We start from the raw sequence: 22,955 nt of genomic DNA on the forward strand, positions 1-22,955 counted from the left end.
GGGCATTTCTTAGCAGTACTTTCGAAACAAAAAACATTGTCTGAACATGAAGAGAGAGGCCCAGAACACCGCAAAGGCTTACGAGAATCTTTTTGCAAGCGAACAAATCAAGGGATCACAGCATGATGAGTATAAAGCTGAGGATAATAGTGATATCATTTTTACCCATTTGCGATTTGCGGAAATGATATTTCCTGAGGGTGGAATAATGCTTTGCCCAATCTCCCATGTAAAATCCAAATATGTGGGTATCAATTGCGAAAGAATTTTTGGTCATCCTCATGATTTTTTAGAAAAGCTTGACCTTGCTGATTTTTTTCAGCTTGTGCATGAAGATGATCTTCATCCCTTGAAGCAATGCTTCGCTTTCATCAAACAATCGGAGCCTTACGATCCATCTGCCCACCGATTTGTGATACGGTATCGGGTAAGAAATAAACACGGTGAATATGTGCATATTCAAAATGATAATCTTGCCATCAAAACTTCCAACGAAACGTATTTGTATCTGATGGTCTTCTCCAATGTTTCCGCGGAAGAAAAGTTTTACCATGTAACACTGGATGTATTCAAACAAGGGAAAAATGGTTTTATAAAATCTTATACCTATAATCCCAAGCAAGAACAAAAAGGTATTACACCACGTCAAAATGATATTGCAAAACTAATCGTAAAAGGTTTTACAAATCAGGAAATTGCCGATCAGCTTTCTGTGAGTATATACACAGTCAAGAATCATAAGCAAATGCTTTTCAGGAAAGCAAATGTAAAAAACAGCCTCGAACTCGCTAACTACGTGAGGCAGAACTATTGAAAGGTTTATTGTTTCTTCATATACTGATCCCAATATCCTTGTTGAGGTTCTATTTGTTCGACAACATCAACCCAAAGATTGTTGGGATCTAAAACACCAAACCGTCTTTGTCCCCACGGTTCATCTTTCAATGGATATGCAATGGGAAGTTTACGGCTTTTCAACGATTCATATACGATCTTTGCATCAGAGACTTCAAGTGTTATAAATGATCCATTGCCATTGAATGCCCTTGGGTTAGGCGGAGTTGTTGGATGTTTTTCATCCATAAAGGCGATATTGAATTTTGAGTCGCCAGCACTCTGAAGCAATACAAAAAAACCAGATTCGAATAGCTTTGTAAATCCAAAATATTGTTCATAAAATTTCACGGTCTCCTCAAGTTTTGCAGTGATAAAAACCGTATACACATGATCGATTTTAATTACATTCATTGTATCTGATATTACGTTTTGTTGACTCCAGGCAGCAGATGTAATGGTCGCTATAAACAGCGCTGTTAACATGGATTTCGTCATTTGTCAAAGTTTTTACAAAGCTGCTTTTCGCAGGCGGAAATGTCTTGTAAAAAACGGACATCTTAGGAATGTAATGCCTCGGAAGGAGTGAGGCCAAAAAAACTTTTGAAGTCCTTCACAAAATGCGGTTGATCATAATACCCGGCATCATATAGCAACTTATTGTAGCCCGGACCATCCGATGAAGCTAGGAGGTGAAAAAAGTATTGAAAACGAATTATTCTACAAAACATTTTCGGAGAAGTACCCACATAAAAATCAAAAAGTCGTCGTAGTTGTCTCGGACTTAGGCCTGTATCAATTTCACGTTCCAAATGAACACCGCCGTGTGTTTTACATATTTTCAAAATTGCCTGGTGTAGGCGAGGGTCAACGGCAAATTTTTGTTCAGCAGTTTTTTTTAAAAAGTATTGATCAAATATCTCTTTTACAAGGCTAAAATCCCTAACACCTTCGAGCAGTTGGCATAATTGTTTTGAAACCCCAGGAACGACATTACCAAAATTCTCTTCCTTATTTGCTAATAGCGATGCATCAATCCCGAAGAGGCACGTAAAAGCCGCAGGCATGAACCTGATGCCGATATAATCGAACGAAAGCCCCAGGTCGAACGATGAATACGACGTACTACAACCCATAACACTGCTGTCGTTAACATTATTCATATCAAAAAAAATGTCAATGCACCCGTCAGGAATTACGCGGTAAGTAAACGGGGAAATTAAATTCCCCGACTTAAGTCGCCAATAGCAATATATAAAGTCTGTAAGCGCAAAGGCTGGTTTTAATTCGGTATAAGAAACAAATGGATCTGCTGGCCTGACCGTTGGCTGCATAGGTGTGAATGTCTGTTGGTGAAAAGTTTCAATCATTGCCATGATTAATCTGATAAAGATAATCAATTCATTTCTCGAATCGAACGTCCGTCAATCACCGTAAAACGTTTTTAAAGTGTTATGGCTGGGGACGTGGTTTATACGCATATATGATTAGAGCATCCTGACACTTTCATTCAGGCGTGCGCTGGAATGGTAATAATAAATTCACTGCCTTCACCGGGTTTACTTTTTACTTGAATATCCCCATGATTTTCTTTCATCAGCTCCTTGCATAATGTCAGGCCTAGTCCGGTGCCCTTTTCGTTATTGGTGCCAGGCTGGCTAACGTTTCCGGTGAGTGTAAATAGATTGTTTTGAATGTCTAATGGAATACCAATACCCTGGTCTTTTACTGAAATGAGAACTGATCCATTCGACCTGGATGCAGCGATACTAACCTCCTTATTGGGATGACTGAATTTGATACTGTTCGACAGCAAATTTCTAACAACGGTGTCAATGGCATGATAATCGGCGTAGGCAAACAATTCTGCCTGCGGCTCGTGCCTGATGGTTACTCCCTTGGTTTCCGCGATAGTCTTGTAGAAAGAAATATTTTTTTGAATTAAATCGAGCGTATTGATCTTGTCGAACTTTGCTTTTCTTTTTTGTGACGAAGCAATTGACCACTCCAAAATATTATTGATCAGGTTGGTGAGATTGTCGAGTGACATGTCAATCTTCGTTCTAATTTGGATAAGTTCCTGTGGAGTGAACGCATCTAAATGACCTGTAAGCAAATGGGAGAGTCCTTTCAAAGAGCTGAGGGGACCGCGTAGGTCATGCGATAAAATAGAGAAAAATCTGTCTTTGTCTTTATTCAGTTTATCAAGGTCGTTTCGCTGCTGTTCAATTTCTTTGTTCTTAACGGTGAGACTATCCTTTTTACTTTTTGTAGCTCGATAAGCGTAAAACACCAGCGCTAAGATGATGACCATCAAAACAATTCCTGCCGTTAGCCCATAGGTCACAATATTTTTCCGTTCTACTACAGCTTGCTGCAACTCCCTGTCTTTTTTTAGCAGCGCAATTTCTCTTTCTTTTTCTTCGAGGTTAAATCTTGTTTTCAGTTCTTCAAGGTTGGACCTGTGGTTCTCATTGTTGAGACTATCTGCCGTGCGATTATATAATTTTTGATATTCCAATGAAGCCTTGAAATTACCCTTTTCTTCTTCCAGGGACGATAAGAGTTCGTATGCATTAAGCATAGTAGAAAGCGCTGTGACTTCTTTCCCTTTCTCTAATGCCAGCGTAACATATTTTTTCGCCTCATTATTTTTTCCTTGTATTTTTTTTATTCTCGCGATGGAAATTAGATTAATAGCTTGGGCTTTCACATCCAGCGCTTTTTCATAAAGGCTGTCCGCTTTGTAGTAATATTGCAAAGCCTCATTCCATTGTTTGCTGTTTTCAGATAGCAAGCCGAGGTTAGAGTATCCGCGGGAGATGCCGTATATGTCATGATTCTTCTCTTTAATCTTAAGCGACTGTAAAAAATAATCTTTTGCCATCGCATCGTCATTCAATTCCTGATAAATCATCCCTATATTATTCAAGGCATATGACTCGCCCTTTGAATCACCCATTTGCCTGAAGATTTCAAGAGCTTGTTTGAAATATGCTAATGATTTTTCGTAATCACCCGAATTTGCATAGATGATACTGATATCATTTAACGCATTGGCTATTTGTACCTGATCGTTAATTTCTCGATATAGTTTTAACGCCGTAAACATTTCAGTCAGGGCTTCAGCGGCATTGTCCTGATCCCTTTTCAATCGCCCGATTTGAAGCAATGCATCGGCCCTTCCTTTTGTATACTGAATCGCATCTGCCTTCTTTAAACTCGCCGAAGCATAAGCCATTGCTGAGTCGTTTTGAAAGCCTTGATACTTCATGGATATGGTAAGCAGCAAGTGGATTTCCGTGGTGTCACTAACATCAGGTGTCGTTAATGCAAGCTTGAGGCTATCTATACTTTCAACGCGCTGCCCAAGAAGTAAAAAATGGCAGTGCAGTGTAAGAAATAATAAAAGGGTAAATACCGTCTTATTCATTGCATGAAAATAAATCTAATTCGCACAACACGTTATCCGAACAAATATAATTGTTTAAAATACTTTTGCTTTAAAAGATAATATAAAACATGTACGGCTAGCTAAAAATGATAACGTTCTGCAATTTCACAGGTGCAAGATCAGAAATTTATGAAGAAACGTTTCTTGTCCAGTGACTGGGCACCGAGGCGGTTATAAAATTGGATAGCCTGGTTATTAAAAGCTGGTGTCTGCCACTGCATGTTAATACATCCCCGCTGAACGGCCACCTGCAGCAAACGGTTCATAAGATCCTTGCCGATGCCAAGGCCCCGGAAAGGTTCGTCGAGGAAAATACAATCGACGTGAAGGTAGTATCCGGCATCCCATGTGGAGAAATCAAATGTGAACGACGCATATCCGACAACATTGCCATCCACAACGACAACCCAGCAGTGAAGTGCCGGAGGGGAAGAAAGTAGTACTGATTTTAGTTTCATGGCTTTCCCCTTTGGTTCGTAGTGCGCTTGCTCATGGGCTGCATGCTTTCCGCACAATACAATTAAAGAAGTAGTATCACCCTCTTGAAAATTTCGGATCAAATACTCCATGCTGTCGTAATTTCATGCTGTAAAAACTCGATAAACTGTTTAAAGTAGTCCGGCTTTTCCTTGTTCTTCAATGTTGCGATATAATGTGTTCTCTTCAAACCTTGTTTTCCGATTTTAACCATTTTTAAATGCCCATTATACAGTGATAGGTAAGGTTTTAGCGCCCACTTGGCCATCACAATAATTCCCATCTCAGCTTTTACCATTTCCAGGCATGCTTCGGTCATCGGTAACACCGTGATCTTCTTCGGTTTTACATTTGCTGGCTTCAGTACCATTTCATGTACCGTGACAGTATTGATGGGCAATGAATGAATGAATAAATTTTCTTTGGCAAAATCCTCTGCCTCTACATATCTGCGCTCGGTCCATTCATGCATCCCGCTTACGACAGCAACCATTTCATCCTGGAATAATTCGAGATACTCGATGTTGTCATCCTTGATAATGTCGGTCACGAGTCCCACATCAAGATTTCCGGCTAACAATTTCTCCAATGGATAATGCGTCGCCTCCATTACGATCTTAAGTTCAACATTGGGGTAAAGCAAATGAAATTGGCGCATCAATGATGGAAGCCAATGATAACTGGAATAACACTCCGTACTAATTCTAATTTCTCCCGACTCACCAAAAACCATTTTTTTTATTTCAGATTCCGTCTCTGAAAGTTTTTGAAGAATTTCATTAGCTGTGGCATACAATTTTTCCCCCGCATTAGTGAGGACCATCTTTTTATTGATACGGTGAAAGATGGGCGTCCCGAGTTGGAATTCTGCTTCTTTTAATTGGTGGCTTAACGCCGATTGTGTGAGATGCAATTTATCGATGGCTTTGGTAATACTCCCTTCCTCAACGATTGCTTTTATTAGCCGTAGATGTCTGATTTCCATGAACCCATTCTTATGACGACAAAGTTAGTGATTAGCCCCAGGACTATGAATGAAATTTTCTAATGCATTTGATGAAATAAAAGCGTTAAAATGTCTTATTGACATCGAAATTGGATTATGAACGATGCTGATGATGTTGATGAAATCTTTTCGTTTTTATACAACTTGTTTATCGCGCACTTTTGATGTGTTTAAACCAAACAACAATGAATGCACAAGTAAATTTCTACGAGAACAAACTTGCTTACGAGATGGATCCCTCCGACCTATTTGAAGGGATGAATAATGGTGAAAAAATTATTCCGGTGGATGCACGGCGACCGGAAGGTTATAGCAAGGAACACATTCCGGGTGCTATTAATCTCCCGCATCGATTGATGAGTGAAGAAAGCACCAAGACCCTTGCGAAGGATGTTTTGTACGTTACGTATTGTGATGGTATTGGTTGCAACGCCTCAACGAAGGGTGCGCTTAAGTTAGCTTCATTTGGATTTAAAGTAAAGGAGCTTATCGGGGGAATTGAGTGGTGGAAGTTGGATGGATATGATACAGAAGGAACGCAAGGTGTAACGCTGGGTGCAAAGGTTCGATGCTTTTGTTAGCTTAACTTACCGAAATGTTGTGCATCATTTCCTTAGTGAGTCATGGTGCACAACGGTGATTCGGCAAAGGTTTAAAGTCATCCCGGGGGGTGAATGATATTACATCCTAACGGGATTTGTTCGAACGTGATGAATTTTCTAACGATATACCATCCCTAACGGGATTACCATGGGCATGAAATATTCTTCTACCAATATATTATCCCTAACGGGACTTATGCAATGCAGCAAGGAAATTTGAAGTGTGATTTTCGTTGCTATTCTGTCTTATTACGTTGCATTTTTTTATCTTGTAAGGATGTTGGAGATTATGGATGCGTGGTACTTAGACATCGATCGAAAACCTTAACCTGGTTCCACTGTCGCTCCACTCTTGCTCCACACTGTCTGCACTTTACAATAGGACTAAATCCGGGATGGTCCATGAATGCCATCCTGATAAAAATTAAAGGTTAGTGGGTTGATGATGAGTCTCCCTTTCTATTCAGGATTCTTCAGCAGAAAGGACGGGTTTAATATCAATCACCAAAGTGCCATTCAAAGCTTCTAAAGGATATACTTTCAGCTTTCCATTTGCGATGTCTAAAATTTTTACCCGATGTAAGCCAATTGGATTTGGACGATCGGGAGAACGCGTTGTAAATACACCAACATGCGGCGCATGTATCTCATTTCTTGGATAACAGGCCAACGTCTCGCGGTTTGCTAAATGAAACCACGTAAGTAAAATAACGGACTGCCCGGCTTTAAGTCCTTTTAATCCTTCCGAGAACTTTTCATCAATCTCGACCCAGGCTTCCGGTGCACCTTCATCTCCCTGCAAAGGGCAATCTTCTTTTCGAAGTAACCCAGATCTTACAATACCAACCGGATAAAGCGTGGGAAGAAGCGTAGTGTCATGATCTGTCATATATTGAAATTATAGTCGAACGATAAAAACTTATGAGCCATGATATAAGCAATAATCAATTTACTTCTGAAGCACTCATTCGCCCCTCACTACACTTCAACACTTCGAACATCAACACCTCAACACTTACTTAATTCGGAAACTATAAAGAAAAGGGGCCTTATGTGCTTCTCCTGAATATTTTTTTTCGTGTCTTATCAATAAATCTGAAGCGAGCATTTTACGCTGAAAAGTAGTACGACGCAGGTTGACTCCAAGGATTGCCTCATAAACGTGCTGCAGCTCTTTCATCGTAAATTTTTCGGGTAGTAGATTCATGCCGATTAATTTGCGGTCAATGTTTTCCCGGAGCGTGTCGATCGCTTTAGCGACGATGTCAGCATGGTCCAGCATTAATGGTGGTAACTGATCGACAGGATACCATTTACAGAAATCCGACAGCTCGTCTGGCTGGGGCACAACTTCATTGTAATTGATAAGTGCATAATAGGCGACGGTAATGAAACGGTCCAGCATCCATCGATATTCACCGCCTGAATCAAAGCCATTAGCCTCCAGTATGGTTTTTAATACTTGTGGCTGGTGGCGCTGATAATTACCGAACGTGTAAAACTGTTCCAGGTAAATGTTTTTAAGACCGGTGCGTTCCTCAAGCCCGCGGCGTACAGCATCATTCAAATCTTCTGTATTTTTTACAAAACCGCCTGGCAGCGCCAGCAATTCCGTGTTGTGGTACTCTAGCAATAGTATTTTTAGTTTATCACCCGAAAATCCAAAAATCACTGAATCGTAAGAAATATGGGGAATATAGTCTGTTGACGCCACCTTAAACCTGTTTTTTCAAAAATAAATGGCATCTCACCAAAAAGCTAATTATTATTGTCATGAAATGAGACAATAATGAAATACGGTATCACTGTTCTGAAGTTAACCTTTGCCTTAAGTGCCATTTCTATCCTAAACATGACAGCAAGTGCGCAGCAAAAAGATAGTTTTCCGGTTCAGGCGAAGATTGAACATGGTGTAATTGAAGGACTTTATGATACCCGTTCCGGGCTTCAACTTTATCTTGGAATTCCATTTGCAAAACCACCAATAGGCGATCTGCGTTGGAAAGCACCCCAGCCGTTGGAGCCGTGGAAGGATGTGTTGAAAACCAAGGCATTTGGCCCGCGTCCTGTACAAGCTGTCGTGTTTGGTGATATGAATTCACGTTCCAATGGCGTTAGCGAAGACTGTTTATATCTCAACGTATGGACGCCAGCAAAACGGAACACGTCCGGGCTACCCGTACTTGTGTATTTCTTTGGCGGCGGCTTTGTAGCCGGTGATGGATCCGAGCCAAGATATGATGGTGCAAGTATGGCGAAAAAAGGTATTGTGGTTGTCACCGTCAATTATCGTTTAAACATCTTCGGATTTTTTGCACACCCAGAACTTAGTAAAGAGTCACCATACAAAGCATCAGGTAACTATGGACTGCTCGATCAGCATGCCAGCTTGGTATGGGTTCAAAAAAATATTGCAGCATTTGGTGGAGACTCTAAGAAAGTGACGATCGCCGGAGAATCGGCCGGGTCGATTGCCGTCAGTGCTCAAATGGCATCACCGTTGTCAAGAAATCTAATCTCAGGAGCCATCGGCGAAAGCGGGGCCGGCATCAATCCGACGCTGGCACCCGTGCCGCTGATCGAAGCTGAGAAAATTGGATCCGAGTTCGCTAAGAACGCAGGCTATCCAACACTGGCGCAGCTTCGTGCATTATCAACACGTGAGATCTACGAAATTTATAACGAGTCAAAACGTTTTGGATTTCCTTCTGTAATCGACGGATATTTTTATCCGAAAACCATCCCTGAAATTTTTAAAGCAAAGGAGCAGGCACAAGTACCATTATTACTGGGTTGGAACTCCGCTGAAATTCCTGGCGGAGCATTTATGCAAGGATTGCCTTATTCTGAAGAGAACTACATCAAAAAAGTAAAGGAAGTATATCCTAATCATGCCGATGAGGTTTTGAAGCTTTATCCGCACGGCAGTCCCAGAGAGATTGAAGTATCGGCTACGGCCCTGGCTTCGGATAGATTTATTGCCTACAGCACATGGAAGTGGTTTGATCTTCATCGCAAGAACAGTAGCCAGCCCGTTTATCGGTATTTGTACAGTAAATTACGTCCTCCCTTGGTAGATCAAAATAAAGTGCCCGGTCTGGCGGGCGGGACCGTGGACAAGCAAGATGCGCCAAAAATGCCCGAGCCAGTCGGCGCACCACACGCCTGCGAAATCGAATATTGCATGGGTAATCTTGACCTTGTTAAGGAATATGCATGGACGAAAGACGACTACGCCGTGTCGGAAACAATGCAAAACTACTTTGCCAACTTCATCATTCGCGGAAATCCAAACGGCGACAACCTTCCGAACTGGCCCGCAGCAGAGCCGAACGATGCTTCTCCGCCTGTAATGATCCTTGATGTGATTTCCAAGGCGGTGGATGCCAAAGATGATGCTCGCTATTTATTCCTTGATAAGGCATACAAGAACAACTAACCATTCTGCAGCTCACATTCAAGCGGTTTTAGAGACCAGGATGGGTATGTAGTCTTTCCTCAGCACTGTGTTTACCGCGTCCATGAAAAAAGGCTTGAACTATTTCAAGACTTCTACATGGGAATTCTGACTTTTTAGCTAAAATCGGCTTGCGATTTATCATTGGATGCAAGTACCGATATCATCATATGCTTTAAAAAGAATTACCCTGGCAAAATCTGCAAGTATACTTTCAGTTTTTGTTTTTGCTATATTTTTTCAGTTCCCATCTCACGCTTCCGCTGATAAAATTGATAGTCTCAAATTAGCCCTTGCTCAAAAAACAGTTAGAGATACACTGTATTTGCAAAACCTGCTAGCCCTTGCGATCAACATCCGAAATGAAAGTATAGAACAATCACAAACGTATTTTAAAGAAGCCATTGCTTTAAGCGATGAATTGGCAGCCGTGGAGTATAAGATTCGGTCTTTGTATGGCTTAGGCATATGTTACGGAATGCTTGATCAATATGCCGAAGCCATACAATATTTTAATGAGGCCCTAACCCTCGCCCTGATGAATGACTTTAAGGTATACGCAGGCAACAGTTATAACAGCCTGGGTATCGTCTACAAGCGGTTAGGTGATTATTCCGAAAGCCTTTCATTTTACTCGAAGGCTATGCGTTTATACGATTCGTTGCACGACGAAGAAGGTGTTGCTTCTTGTCATGAAAACATGGGAGTCCTTTTCGATCTGATGAAGGAACCAGATATGGCGATGGAACATTATCAGAAATCCAAGACGTTTTATGAAAAGCAAAACGATCTGCGGAAGTTAACGATTCTCAATTCAAATATTGCCCTGCTGCATTTGCAAAAACAGAACTATAACGAAGCGATTCAGATTTATGAATCAAATCTTGATTATTTCCGAACCAATAATTTGAAAAACCACGGGGCGCAGGAAATGGCAAGCCTTGGATATGCCTACTATAAAATTAAAGCATACCAAAAGGCTGATCCTTTATTGCTTTCATCCTACAACGATGCCGCTACGCTCAATTTGGATCAGGTTATGGTCGATGCACTGTATACGCTCTCCAAATCGAAATGCGATCAAAAAGATTTTAATGCAGCGATAAGGTATGCCAGGCGCGCGCAATCCATCGCTGATTCCACACGCAGTCTCAGTCTTCGTTCTAAAGTACAGGAATTGCTTTCGTATAGTTATCAACAATCTGGTGATCCCACGCGAGCGCTCGAACATTTTAAGATTCATAAATCTCTCAAGGATAGTCTGTTTAACGAAAACAAATTAAAGACTTTTAAAAGCCAGCAGGTATTAATGGAAGTCCACGAAAAGGATCAGAAAATTGAAGAGCAGTCATTCCGGCTTGCTGCATTAAATAAACAAATTGAACTGGAGAACCGATGGAACTGGACGCTGGGCATGGCCAGTATTTCTCTGTTGATAGCAGGAGTTTTATATTATCAAAAATACCGAACACGTATCAAGTATTCTCAAAAACTTGAAACGCAAAATGAGTTGATAAGGGAACAAAACGAAGAGATCGAAACCATTAATCAGCAGCTGGAACAACAAATTCAACTTCGTAAAGAGACAGACGACACCATCAATTATTTTGCCGCGTCGCTGTTTGGCAAGAATTCAGTGGACGAAATTTTATGGGACGTTGCTAAAAACTGTATAGCCAGACTAGGGCTTGTTGACTGCGTTATTTACTTAGTCGATCAACAGAGAAACGTACTGGTTCAAAAAGCAGCCTATGGCGGCAAAAATCCTGGAGATTTTCATATCCATGATCCTATAGAGATACCGTTGGGATGTGGTATCGTTGGATCCGTTGCTCAGACAGGAGTTGCCGAAATTGTAAACGATACGACACTGGACCCTCGCTATATTGTAGATGATGCAGCAAGATTGTCTGAACTTGCCGTGCCTTTAATTATACACAACAAGGTTATCGGCATCATTGACACAGAGCACCCCGAAAAGAATTTTTATAGCCGATATCATTTAGATGCGTTGAGCACCATTGCATCCATTTGCGCCAGCAAGATTTCTCAAGCCCAAGCAGATGAGGAGGCTATCAAAGCGAAAGAATCGCAGCGTGAAGCCGATCAAATCAAAAAACTTGACCAGTTGAAGTCGCAGTTCTTCGCTAACATCTCTCACGAATTCCGAACCCCGTTGCATTTGATTTTAGCACCCCTTCAGAAAGGACAACCGCCCTCAGAAATGGAAATAGAGATGATGGGTAGGAATGCAAAACGACTTCTGCGGTTGGTCAACCAGCTCTTAGATTTGGCTAAAATTGAGGTCGGCCTGTTAAAAGTAGACCTCAGAAATATTAACGTTAGTCGTTTTTTAACAAGCATCGCTAATTCATTTATTTCCATTGCCGAAATGAAAGAAATTTCATATCGGATTCGCATACCTGAACGTGATCACGTAAGTTACCTGGATCCGGATAAGGTTGAGAAGATTGTTTACAACCTGCTTTCTAACGCATTTAAATTTACTCCCCAAGGAGGAAAGGTTGACATTGATTTGATTATTGATCAACGTAGCGCACTATATTTAAAAGTTACCGACAACGGGATAGGTATACCTGAGAACCTTAGGGAAAATATTTTCAGGCGTTTTTATCAGGTTGATGGTTCATCTACCAGGGATTATGAGGGGTCCGGGATTGGCCTTGCGTTGACCAAGGAATTGGTGGACCTGCTTGGTGGAACGATTGAAGTGAAAAGCGTTGAGGGAGGGGGCAGCACATTTATAGTTTATCTTCCTATAAACGAGTCTTTTGATGAAAAGGAGGATGTTGCATTTCCTGGGACAAATATTTATTACCTCGATGCTGCATTACCGTTGGACGATAAGGAAATTGTTCAGGATAACACCGGTACCGATCGTCCACTGGTGCTCATGGTAGAAGACAACCAGGATTTACTGAATCATGTAAAGAGCCAATTATCCCATGCTTTTAATTTCATTGGAGCGGCAAATGGACAGGAAGGACTTGACCTTGCCTTGAAAGACATTCCTGATCTGGTCATCACAGATATAATGATGCCCATTATGGACGGTGTGGTGCTTACGAAGCGACTTCGGGAAGACGACAGAACCAGCCATATTCCCATTATTCTCCTAACCGCACGTGATGATGGGGAAACAAAAATCAAAGGCTTTGAGACGGGTGCGGAACAATATGTGGTGAAGCCGTTTGAAATAGCAGAGCTGTCTGCACGGATAAAAAGTTTGTTGTTGCAACGAGAAAGGCTGAGAAATAAATTCAGCCGTGAGGTTACCCTTCGCCCTAGTGACGTTGTTGTGAACAACCGCGACGCCGTTTTCCTGGAAAAAATTATACAAATCGTTGAAAACAACCTTACGCAAGAATCTTTTACAATTGAAGATCTGCAAAGCGAAATTGGTATGAGCCGGATGCAACTGCACCGGAAACTGAAAGCTTTAACCAATCAGTCGGCGAGCGATTTCGTTCGTACAATAAAACTAAAACGCGCCGCGCAGCTTTTACAACGACCGGGAACCCCCGTTGCCGAGGCTGCATTTCAGTCTGGCTTTAACCACCTCTCGTATTTCACCAAATGCTTCAAAGAACAATTCGGGGTTTTGCCTTCGGAGTATAGCAAGGTCACGGTCGATACCTGAAATGCGTTATCGAAAAGATTAAATGTTACAATAGTTCTACTCTCTGGGAAGTCTGTGTTAAACCACGCCCATCACCTCCAAGTAATTTTGTCGTGTTAAACAGGTGTAAGCCGAAATACCTTTAAACAGTAGGCACGACTAAATTTTGTTAATCTAAAATGTACAATTTAAAATCAATTTGTGTGATGGCCAGTATCCTGGTAGCGACGTTAGCTGGCTGCGAAGACAATGCGTTTCAAAGAGATCACCGTTCTGTTGGTGGTAAAACTATTGGTGGTGATGGATTTGACGGTCCGAACTACTTTGAAAACTCAAACGGAACGTATCCATATCCTAAAATTATCGAGAGGGAATACATTCCTAGCTATGACCTTTTTGCGAATACAAAATGCCTGACATGGCGAATCGAATGGCCGGCGTATGATGGAAGTTATGACATCAACCAGATTCCAACCGTTTTATCACGTCATACGGGAGTTCTTAATAGCTTTAATTTTTTGAACAACAACAGCGCTCAAAATACTTACAATGGCACTTTCTCTCTCTATTTCGAAAACAAAGTAGCGTCGGCCAATACCATGTGGAATGAGTTAGAGCATTCTTTTGGCGCAGGGAACAATATGGAAGGCATCTATTTCGCCCATAGCGAACAAACCTTGGATAATATAAAAGATTGGGTTACCAAACGCCCCAGTTTATTTGAAAGTTACTGGCCCGGATCCAGTGACAACGAACTGGCATATCAGGAGGGGGATTTCATTCAATTTAGACTGGATAACGCGTTAGCGGGTGAACAACTTTATGGTGGTATCAGGATTGTGTCCATGACGCCGCGAATTATCGAAGTGTATTTGGCCGTCCCCAATATTTAATAGGCAAACAAATTGCCGCAGTAAGGAATGTCCCCAGTTCAAGCAGCTGGGGCATTCTAATATATCTGACCTGTTAATGTTTGAGAATACGCCCATCCTCCAACTCAATGATGCGTTGTGTTCTTTCAGCAAATCCAGGATCGTGTGTAACGATGAGAAGGGTTTGATTCAATTCTGCAGACATTTTCTTAAAAAGTTCAAAGACAATTTCGCTGTTCTTTTTGTCCAAATTACCTGTCGGTTCATCACCCATGATGATTAAAGGATCGTTGATCAACGCCCGGGCTAGCGCTACCCTTTGCTTTTCTCCGCCTGAAATCTGTGATGCTTTTTTTAGTGCAAGCTTTTCAATGTCCAATCTTCTTAAGCGTTCTATCGCACGATGCTCAACTTCTTGTTCAGAAAATTTTCCGAGTTTTAAACCAGGCAGCATGACATTTTCAAGTACAGTAAACTCATTCCACAAATAATGGAATTGAAACACGAAACCGATCTTTTCATTTCTGATATGAGCCAGGTGTGATTCACTTTTTTCTCTCGTGGATTCTCCATCAATGAGCAGCTCACCTTCAAAGTCAGTATCCATAGTCGAAAGCACGTAGAGCAGCGTAGACTTTCCGCTTCCTGATTTACCGACCATCGAAACAAATTCTCCTTTAGAAATAGAAAACGTTATGTCCTTGAGAACCTGTATTGTTATGGGATCGTGAAAATCCTTGCTAATATTTTTGGCTTCCAGGATAACTTGCTGCATCTTATTTTCCTCTGATAATGGCTACGGGGTCAATACGACTCGCTTTGGATGCTGGAAACAGGCCGGCGAAATAAGTTGTGATAAGCGAAAAACTTAAGCCGATTGCATAATAAATGAGGTCGTAGTTTACTGGGTAGGTTGTGACGGTCGGTAACGCTTCCGTATTGAAAGGAATGTCATCGATGAATTTTGAAATCAGAAAACCAAGGATGATGCCCGCAATTCCTCCTGAGAACCCAATGCTTAGTGCTATTAAAATAAAAATCCGATTAACGTCCGAACCGGAAAAACCAGTAGCCTTGAGAATTGCAATTGAATCCATCTTTTCGTAGATCATCATATTTAAGATATTATAAATACCAAAACCGGCCACAACTAATAACGTAATGCCTACTGCATAGGAAATGAGTGAACGGATGGAACTACCGGTTTCGAACTGGGCGTTAACGGTTTGAATATCTTCGGCATCTGTATCAAATCGCTGGTGGTATTCCTTCGCAATCCCAGGTGCCCATTCGTAATTTTTGAGTTTTATCTGTATGTCTGTAATGTATGAGTTACTCTTTCCAATGATTTTCTGAGCAGTTGCAAGCGATGTGTAAGTCTGAACCTTGTCTAGTTCTAAAATTCCCGATTGAAAATAACCAACCACCTTCAGCGAGAATTGCGCGCCTTGGGGTGTAGTCACTTGAATGATGTCGCCAATATTGGCAATGAGCTGATCTGCCAATGCTTTGCCAAGGATAATGCTATTGGACATAATGTTAATATCCTTGGAAGTACCGTGTGTGATATAATCATCGAAGAAAAAAAGTCGACGCTCGGCTTCAACATCAATTCCGTTAATGACCCCCGAGATATCAATCGTCCCGGCATTAAAAAAAACCTGTGTATTTATTTTGGGAGCAATGCCGAGAACGCGATCGTCTTTTTGAATTGCTTTGATGATCGGCTGACTGTTATAAATTTCCCTACGCGTTTCGGTAGGCTTAATCGAATGTATAAAGTTGTGCGCGCTGCTAAATTTCGGTACTTGCGCTATGGGTTGCCTGTCGTTAACTTTGATTTCGTTGAATAACCTGATATGCGGCGTCCGGTTGAGGATCAGTCCATCCAAGAGATCATTGAGGCCGTTCATAAATCCCAGTAACGCGATAAACATGGTGATGCTGAACATCACGCCAATAGCCGCTACCAAGGTCTGTTTCCATCGTGCTAACAGCAGCGAAGCTGCAATTCTATAAATTAATTTGGCGTTCACTGTACAGGTTTTACGATGACATCTTGGGCAGTTAACCCATCCACTATTTCCACACGTTCGTAGTCCTTTAGGCCGGTCGTTACTTTCTTTCGTTCCTTTTCTTTTGTCAATACAAACGACTCGTCAACCAGATATTCGCGTGGAATGGTGAGCGCATTTTTTTTGGATTGGATCAGGATATTAGCTTCAACTGATAAAAAAGGGTACAGCACGGGTGGTGATGTTAAAAAGTTTGCTTCAACGGTAAAGGATTTAGTTCGATCATTCATAACAGGATTAATTTTTGTGACGATGGCTTCAAATACTTTTCCCTTATAGCTGTCCATCGTGACAAAAGCTTTCTGTTTTTCTTTGATCCGTGAAATGTCGTATTCATCTACTTGTAGTTCGAGGAGAAATTCCTCGTCATCGCCGACCAGAGCAATAGGGCTTTGGTTATTGACAAGCTCTCCTTTCTCCTTAAGGATATCGTAGACCTTCCCACTGACTTCACTTTTAATGATATATTCGTCGGCCACAGTGCTGCTGATCTCGAGGTTATTCCTGGATTGATCAGCGTTCAATTTCAGTTGGCGTTCCAAATCGTAATATTGAATTTTTGCAGAACGATAATTATTCACGGAGTTTTTATAATTCAATTCCCTTTGCTCAAGTTCCACCCGTGAACCTATATTCTGTGCCCATAGATTTTGTTGGCGTTGAAGTAACATGGAGTCATTTTTCATTTTACTCCTCGCGAGGTCAATGGCCAATCGTAGGTCTTCGAGCTTTTGGCGGTTCGCACTAAGTTTTGCATACTCCGCGGCCAGCGCAGCATTTCGTTCGCTCAATATAGAAGTCTTATTAAAGATTCGCATTAATGGTGTGCCTATGTGAACGCTGTCACCTTCTTCTACCAGTATTTCTTTAACAATTCCACTTACGGTAGAAAATACCTGGTACTGATTTTTACTTTTGACAATGCCCGAGGCGTAAACTGATTCGGTAATATCCTCAGTGGTTGGTTGGATCTCTACTTGATCCTTTTTACAAGAGAATAAAACGGCAAGACCAAGCAACAGAAAAAACAATCTCATGAAATAATAATTTGGAAGCAAGTTCATCATTCCAATCTATCACAGACCTGATGAATATCAGTTTTTCTGCTAACAAATATATGGACGTTTAGTTATTGACACGCCGAGGACCGTCAGTGGACTTTCGCTGAAGTTCTGATTATTACGTTTCCGCTTAATCGGAATTTCCGGACTTGCCGCAATACATCCTGCGCGACTGCATTAGCAAGATGTAAGTACCGCCGACACGGTCCGCCAAAGTAATCACGCACGGGAGCCCGACCGCGCACCAACGGTGGGGACCATACGCCACCGTTTGCATAAGACAGCGTGCAAGTGTAGATCGTAGATTCTGTAGCACACAGACTTGTTGTTTAAAAATAGAGGGCAAGAACAAACGAAAAATAATGTTGAACGCTATACCGTAACCTACCGAACCGGGTATGCGAGGTTGTAGTATTGTTGGTAGAGTCCACTCGGCTCGCAGTAATACCAACGGCGATAGCACATTTGACTCTGAGATTGAAAATTAAAACGGAAGGCCAAAGGGGAGTAATCTTAAACTCAGCGTCCACCATTAAGAAGTCGAGACCCGCTGGCGCTGCATATTCCAGCGCCGCGGGCATCATTGCTAAAGTGACACTGACGCGGGGTGGCGTTTGTCCACCACCGAACACCATCGTTCAAAAATGATCGTTGAGAACCTGTAAATCATAGCAAAACCAGCGCTATTCGGATTTTCTGTTATGGCATCGATGTTGACATGGTCCAGATTTCAACCAGAATGTCATGTTAAGGAATTACATCAAAATAGCTTTTCGCAATATGGCTCGCGATAAAGCCTACTCGTTTATCAATATTTTTGGCCTGACGGTCGGACTGATGTGTTGCTTATTATTAGCGCTGTACATCCAGGACGAAATGACTTATGATAAGCATCATAAAGACGTCGATAATCTTTATCGCGTTACGTCCATCATGGGGGAGAAGGCGGACCATCGAATTATGCGGACAACGTCTGCGCCCATTGTGTGGGGGATAAAAGACGAGATTCCGGAAATTGATGCGGTTACCCGTTTGGTAAATCCGCCAGGTGTATCGCAGAATCTTATCCGATATGAAGACCATCAATTCTATGAGTCGGATGGCTATATTGCGGACTCCACCTTGTTTAAAATATTCAATTATGACTTTAAGGAAGGCAATCCTGATAAAGCACTTGTAGAGGCAAATAGTGTGGTCATCACTGAGCGTCTTGCCACCAAACTTTTTGGTCATGAATCTGCCCTGAATAAAATCATTTATATCAATCAGGGAGGGCCCTCAGCCGATTTCAAAGTCACCGGTGTATTGGCAGCCAAGCAGAAAAATTCCCACATCGAAGCCAATTTCTTCGTGTCTATGACCAGCAGTGGATGGGCGGAATATTTGCGCAGTCCACAAGTATTAGATGAATGGGCGGGTCAAAACTTTATGCTTTCTTACGTTAAGTTAAATGAGGGGCATACGGCTGAAAGCGTACTGCCTAAAATGAACGAAGTGTTTATTAAACATGGCGCCGACGACTTGAAAGTGCTGGGAATGAAAAAGACTCTCGGTCTTGAACCGGTTAAGGATATTTACTTGTATTCAACTCCCGGCGACAGTAGCCCGCGCGTGACCTATCTCTATGTGATTGGCTCTATCGCTGGAGTTATTCTGTTAATTGCCTGTATAAACTTCATGAACCTCAGTACAGCGAAAGCTACCAAACGTGCCAGTGAAGTCGGATTGCGAAAAACACTGGGCGCTTACCGGAGCTCGTTGATTACTCAATTTCTTGGCGAAGTCATGGTGATTGTTACCATCGCTATTTTATTAAGTGTCGTACTCATGCAGGTTATGCTGCCCATTTTTAATCAGCTTACACAAAAACAAATCAGCTTTGATGCTGACAACCTATTCTTCTTTTCGACTACACTTGTCGTCATAACAGTAGTTACAGGGTTGGCCGCGGGAAGTTACCCTGCATTTTATCTCTCTTCTTTCCAACCTGCCAAAGTTTTGAAAGGTAAGTTTGCCCTGAACAATTCCGGAGGTCTTTTACGTAAGTCATTAGTCGTTTTTCAATTTGTTGTAGCCATCGTATTGATATGCGGCATGATGGTTATTTCCCAGCAATTGAATTTTATGCAGTCAAAAGATCTTGGCTTTCAGTCTAAGCAAAAAATTATTTTACCATTGCGGACTGAGACGGCCCATAAAAATCATCAATCACTGAGGAATGAATTGTTAAAAATTCCGTCGATAAAAGATGTTACAGCAACAAACTACGCACCCGGTTCTTATGTATGGACGGATTTTACACTGTATCCTGAGGGATCAAACATGGAGAAAGGTGTGATGGTAAAAAACAATTGGGTCGAACCGAACTATCTTGATGTGCTGGACATCAAGATAATCGCAGGCCGGAATTTTACGGATAACAGGGAATCGGAAAGCCAAAATAAAATTATATTGAACCGTATCGCCGTCCGTCAGTTGGGATTCGAACCCGAGACGATTGTTGGGCAAAACCTTTATAGCGAAGGACAATCTGGCCTTCGTACCTACGAAGTCATAGGAGTGATGGAAGACTTTCATCAGATTACCGTGAAGGAAGCCGTGTTTCCTATGCTGGTTCGCCTACCATTGGAGGTGACAGAGCACGATCATTTGGTACTCGATATTCATCCGGATAATTTTCAGGAAAGCATTGGTCAGATTGAAGGAACGTGGAAACAAATCAATGCCGATACGCCTTTTGAATATTCCTTTTTAGATGATGACATCAGAAAACAATACGAAGAAGACAAGCGTGTATCCCGGACGATAACAGGCTTTACAATTATTGCTATGATCATTTCGAGCCTGGGACTTTATGGTCTTTCTACCTATATGGCTGAAAGAAGGTTTAAAGAAATTGGTGTGAGAAAAGTGATGGGAGCCAGTGTTAACGAGATTATGACGATGATGTCTTCTGAGTTTGTGCGGCTAGTTGTCATTGCATTCGGTATCGCTGTACCACTGTCGCTTTACGGAATTCACAAATGGTTGGAAAACTTCGCGTACAAAACCCCGGTAAGTATATGGATATTTATCGTGGCAGGCGTCAGTGCGTTGTTAATCGCTGTTCTGACGATAAGTTTTCAATCTTTCAAAGCTGCCTCGGTAAACCCAATCAACTCGCTGCGTACAGAATAAGGGAAGTCTGCGAGGAGAACAGTGCTTACCATTAACACTCACGGCGTTTTAGTATACTGCGACGATTTCGATTTCAATGAATCTGTCCGGGTTAACCAGCTGGGCTACGCCAATGGTCGACCGCGACGGCTTAATTGGATTATCTTTCGTCCCGAAATATTGTCCGTACGCATCAAACCATCCTTGAAAATCCATCTTGCCTGTCTTGGTGTCGGGGGCAACATATACACGCATGAACACAATGTTGCTTAAACTTAGGCCTTCTTTACCCAAGTCGGTTTTAAATTTTTCCAGTATACCAAGCGCTTGAGTTTTCGTATCACCATAACGTTCTCTTGAGCCATTTGCTGCAGTCGAGTCAACGACGGGACCCAACGTTCCCGATGAGTAAAAATATTTCTTTCCCGCCGGTATGGTCACCGAAGATGAAATCGCAGATGTCGGGTTTCCCCGGTAAATTACTTTATCATTTTTATTAGGAAGTGTTTGTGCTGCGAGTGTAGCTATAGTTGATGCACCAATATACAGTGACATAAAAGTCCGAGCAAACGAAATCGTTTTCATACGCTTTTGGCTTGGGTTAGTGAATAAAATTCTTTATCAATTAAAGCAATTGGATGTAAGTGTCCATTCAGTGCGCGGACTTTTTTTCATGATTCAGATTACACACGTTTGCTGAGAAAGTTTTGTTATACCATAGAGAATTTATGCGCAATCATTTTAAATTTAGATGACGCCCGAAGTTACACCATCCTATTGATGGTGTAGAAAGATTTTAACCTAAACTCTTTTCACTATGAAAAACAGAAGAAAATTTCTTCAACTATCGGGCGTGCTTGGTGCAGGACTGTTGACTGGCATAGCAACAGCATGTACATCACCGAAAATCTCGCAGAAGTATATCGACCGGAATTTCATCGCATCAAACAAATTTAAACGGTATCCGAAACTTGAGATTTCCCTCGACAGAATTGTAAAAGAAACGGTTGGCTTAAGGCCATTTAGAAAGAAAGGATTTCGAGTCGAAAAAGAAGAACTCGGTAGTAAGACAATTATTCATAATTACGGACATGGTGGGAGCGGATGGTCTCTAAGTTGGGGAACAGCAAAACTTGCCGTAGACCTTGCTCAAACTTCAGGAGAGAAATCATTTGCAGTATTGGGATCCGGGATTGTCGGAATTACAACAGCCAGGACGTTGCAAGAGCACGGCTTTCAAGCTACCATTTATACGAAGGCACTTCCTCCTCTGGTAACGTCTAGCAAAGCTACTGGGACGTGGTCTCCTGCGTCACGACTTATTGAAGCGCAATACCTTACTCCGGATTTTGAAGAACGATGGAGAAAAACCGCAATGTATTCGTTTCGGACGTATCAAAATCTCTTAGGCTTCAATGACATTGTTACCTGGATCGACAATTACATTGTCCGGGAGAAATTTAATCCGGAGCCAGAACCGTTGGATACCGACGGAGGGAAATATGCCCGTTTGAGAATAGCAGGAATTTTACCTGAGCGGCAGGTACTGGAACAGAAAGATCATCCCTTTCATGTCGACAAAGTTGTGAAGCAGACCACCCTTGTGTTTAACATTCCGTCCTACATCAATAAACACCTAAATGATTTTCTTGCCTTTGGAGGAAGGGTAGTGATAAAGGAATTTAAGTCCCTGGAGGATATCGACGCGCTTCAGGAGAAATGCATTGTTAATTGTACAGGCCTTGGGTCCATGACATTATTCAACGACAATGAAATGCTTCCGATTGCAGGACAACTTTCGTTCTTAATACCTCAGCCTGATTTCAATTATAGAATCAGTACGGACAACGGATACGCTATACCGAGAAAGGATGGAATTATATTGGGAGGCAATGCGCTGGAAGGTAGTTGGACAGAAACTCCCGATCGCGCACAAACTGAAAAAGTTGTTCAGGCACTAACGGATGTGATGCACAGAATACGGGCATAAAACGTCCAATAGTTAATAAAAGAATTCCGGCTATCACCGGAATTCTATTCATCTAATCATGACCCTCAACTTTCACAATTTTGTTATAAATTCCTAGCAGGAGAAACGGTGCTGCCCACTGTCCGATAAAGAGTGCAGTGTGATTCTTACCTAGGAGTTTTAGTGTAAAGGATGTTGCCATTGCTCCGATCGACGTCCACAAAAAAAGATCAGACGGTAATTTTGCCGTTTGTGATTCAATCGCTTTGGCTACGGGTCCCTCTTTACGTTCAGGATTAAAGTTCGAGACCTTGCTTTTCAATTCTTTTTCCAATGTTTCTGTTGCCATAAA

At 41.8% G+C, this 22,955-nt stretch carries 19 protein-coding genes; 7 read left to right on the top strand and 12 right to left on the bottom strand.

The features are described from left to right. Positions 1-46: 46 nt before the first annotated feature. A complete protein-coding gene (locus P2W71_RS28420) occupies positions 47-814 on the top strand; it encodes a LuxR C-terminal-related transcriptional regulator (protein ID WP_276374948.1) in 768 nt (255 codons plus the stop codon). 5 nt (positions 815-819) lie between these two features. Here P2W71_RS28420 and P2W71_RS28425 read toward each other — a convergent pair whose 3' ends face one another. The 5 genes from P2W71_RS28425 to P2W71_RS28445 form a co-directional block, all read right to left on the bottom strand. Continuing rightward, the gene (locus tag P2W71_RS28425; RefSeq protein WP_276374949.1) at positions 820-1,332 is read right to left on the bottom strand and encodes a VOC family protein; all 513 of its coding nucleotides are present in this window, start codon (positions 1,330-1,332) and stop codon (positions 820-822) included. Positions 1,333-1,394: 62 nt separating this feature from the next. Continuing rightward, positions 1,395-2,210: a helix-turn-helix domain-containing protein gene (locus tag P2W71_RS28430; RefSeq protein ID WP_276374950.1), complete on the bottom strand. Its 816-nt coding sequence runs from the start codon at positions 2,208-2,210 to the stop codon at positions 1,395-1,397. A gap of 134 nt (positions 2,211-2,344) precedes the next feature. Beyond that, entirely contained in the window at positions 2,345-4,267 is a 1,923-nt protein-coding gene (locus P2W71_RS28435) for a tetratricopeptide repeat-containing sensor histidine kinase (protein ID WP_276374951.1), read from the bottom strand. A gap of 140 nt (positions 4,268-4,407) precedes the next feature. Continuing rightward, a complete protein-coding gene (locus P2W71_RS28440) occupies positions 4,408-4,857 on the bottom strand; it encodes a GNAT family N-acetyltransferase (RefSeq protein WP_276374952.1) in 450 nt (149 codons plus the stop codon). After that, positions 4,845-5,750: a LysR family transcriptional regulator gene (locus P2W71_RS28445; protein WP_276374953.1), complete on the bottom strand. Its 906-nt coding sequence runs from the start codon at positions 5,748-5,750 to the stop codon at positions 4,845-4,847. Before P2W71_RS28445 ends, P2W71_RS28440 begins: the two co-directional genes overlap by 13 nt. A 206-nt stretch (positions 5,751-5,956) precedes the next feature. Here P2W71_RS28445 and P2W71_RS28450 point away from each other — a divergent pair, with 206 nt between their 5' ends. Beyond that, positions 5,957-6,352 carry a rhodanese-like domain-containing protein gene (locus tag P2W71_RS28450; protein WP_276374954.1) on the top strand — a complete coding sequence of 132 codons (396 nt, stop codon included), beginning with the start codon at positions 5,957-5,959 and terminating at the stop codon, positions 6,350-6,352. A gap of 484 nt (positions 6,353-6,836) precedes the next feature. On the opposite strand, the gene tsaA is transcribed toward P2W71_RS28450, so the two are convergent. Continuing rightward, complete coding sequence (gene tsaA, locus P2W71_RS28455) at positions 6,837-7,262, bottom strand: tRNA (N6-threonylcarbamoyladenosine(37)-N6)-methyltransferase TrmO (protein ID WP_276374955.1); 426 nt, start codon at positions 7,260-7,262, stop codon at positions 6,837-6,839. Between the two features lie 126 nt (positions 7,263-7,388). Beyond that, on the bottom strand, positions 7,389-8,087 hold the full coding sequence (locus tag P2W71_RS28460; RefSeq protein ID WP_276374956.1) for an NUDIX domain-containing protein: 699 nt from the start codon (positions 8,085-8,087) through the stop codon (positions 7,389-7,391). A 138-nt stretch (positions 8,088-8,225) separates the two neighbouring features. Between P2W71_RS28460 and P2W71_RS28465 the strand changes: the two genes are divergently transcribed. The 3 genes from P2W71_RS28465 (at position 8,226) to P2W71_RS28475 (ending at position 14,363) form a co-directional block, all read left to right on the top strand. Beyond that, positions 8,226-9,812, top strand: a complete 1,587-nt coding sequence (locus P2W71_RS28465; RefSeq protein ID WP_276375001.1) for a carboxylesterase family protein — start codon at positions 8,226-8,228, stop codon at positions 9,810-9,812. A 166-nt stretch (positions 9,813-9,978) separates the two neighbouring features. Further along, entirely contained in the window at positions 9,979-13,491 is a 3,513-nt protein-coding gene (locus P2W71_RS28470) for a tetratricopeptide repeat protein (protein WP_276374957.1), read from the top strand. A 182-nt stretch (positions 13,492-13,673) separates the two neighbouring features. Further along, entirely contained in the window at positions 13,674-14,363 is a 690-nt protein-coding gene (locus tag P2W71_RS28475; protein ID WP_276374958.1) for a hypothetical protein, read from the top strand. A 73-nt stretch (positions 14,364-14,436) separates the two neighbouring features. Here the strand turns inward: P2W71_RS28475 and P2W71_RS28480 are convergent, their stop codons facing one another. The 3 genes from P2W71_RS28480 to P2W71_RS28490 are packed head-to-tail and all read right to left on the bottom strand — an operon-like array spanning position 14,437 to position 17,454. Next, complete coding sequence (locus tag P2W71_RS28480; protein WP_276374959.1) at positions 14,437-15,117, bottom strand: ABC transporter ATP-binding protein; 681 nt, start codon at positions 15,115-15,117, stop codon at positions 14,437-14,439. A gap of 1 nt (position 15,118) precedes the next feature. Continuing rightward, on the bottom strand, positions 15,119-16,378 hold the full coding sequence (locus tag P2W71_RS28485) for an FtsX-like permease family protein (protein WP_276374960.1): 1,260 nt from the start codon (positions 16,376-16,378) through the stop codon (positions 15,119-15,121). Further along, the gene (locus P2W71_RS28490; RefSeq protein WP_276374961.1) at positions 16,375-17,454 is read right to left on the bottom strand and encodes an HlyD family efflux transporter periplasmic adaptor subunit; all 1,080 of its coding nucleotides are present in this window, start codon (positions 17,452-17,454) and stop codon (positions 16,375-16,377) included. The genes P2W71_RS28485 and P2W71_RS28490 overlap by 4 nt, the downstream gene beginning before the upstream one ends. Positions 17,455-18,258: 804 nt before the next feature. Between P2W71_RS28490 and P2W71_RS28495 the strand changes: the two genes are divergently transcribed. Then, entirely contained in the window at positions 18,259-20,655 is a 2,397-nt protein-coding gene (locus P2W71_RS28495; protein ID WP_276374962.1) for an ABC transporter permease, read from the top strand. A 48-nt stretch (positions 20,656-20,703) separates the two neighbouring features. On the opposite strand, the gene P2W71_RS28500 is transcribed toward P2W71_RS28495, so the two are convergent. Next, positions 20,704-21,219 (bottom strand): RidA family protein, encoded by a 516-nt coding sequence (locus tag P2W71_RS28500; protein WP_276374963.1) that lies wholly within the window; start codon positions 21,217-21,219, stop codon positions 20,704-20,706. 232 nt (positions 21,220-21,451) lie between these two features. Here P2W71_RS28500 and P2W71_RS28505 point away from each other — a divergent pair, with 232 nt between their 5' ends. Continuing rightward, positions 21,452-22,624, top strand: coding sequence for an FAD-dependent oxidoreductase (locus P2W71_RS28505; RefSeq protein WP_276374964.1), 1,173 nt, complete (start codon positions 21,452-21,454; stop codon positions 22,622-22,624). A gap of 52 nt (positions 22,625-22,676) precedes the next feature. Here the strand turns inward: P2W71_RS28505 and P2W71_RS28510 are convergent, their stop codons facing one another. Beyond that, positions 22,677-22,952, bottom strand: a complete 276-nt coding sequence (locus P2W71_RS28510; protein WP_276374965.1) for a hypothetical protein — start codon at positions 22,950-22,952, stop codon at positions 22,677-22,679. Positions 22,953-22,955 lie beyond the last annotated feature (3 nt).

Source organism: Chryseolinea sp. H1M3-3 (assembly GCF_029360725.1).
GTDB lineage: Bacteria > Bacteroidota > Bacteroidia > Cytophagales > Cyclobacteriaceae > Chryseolinea.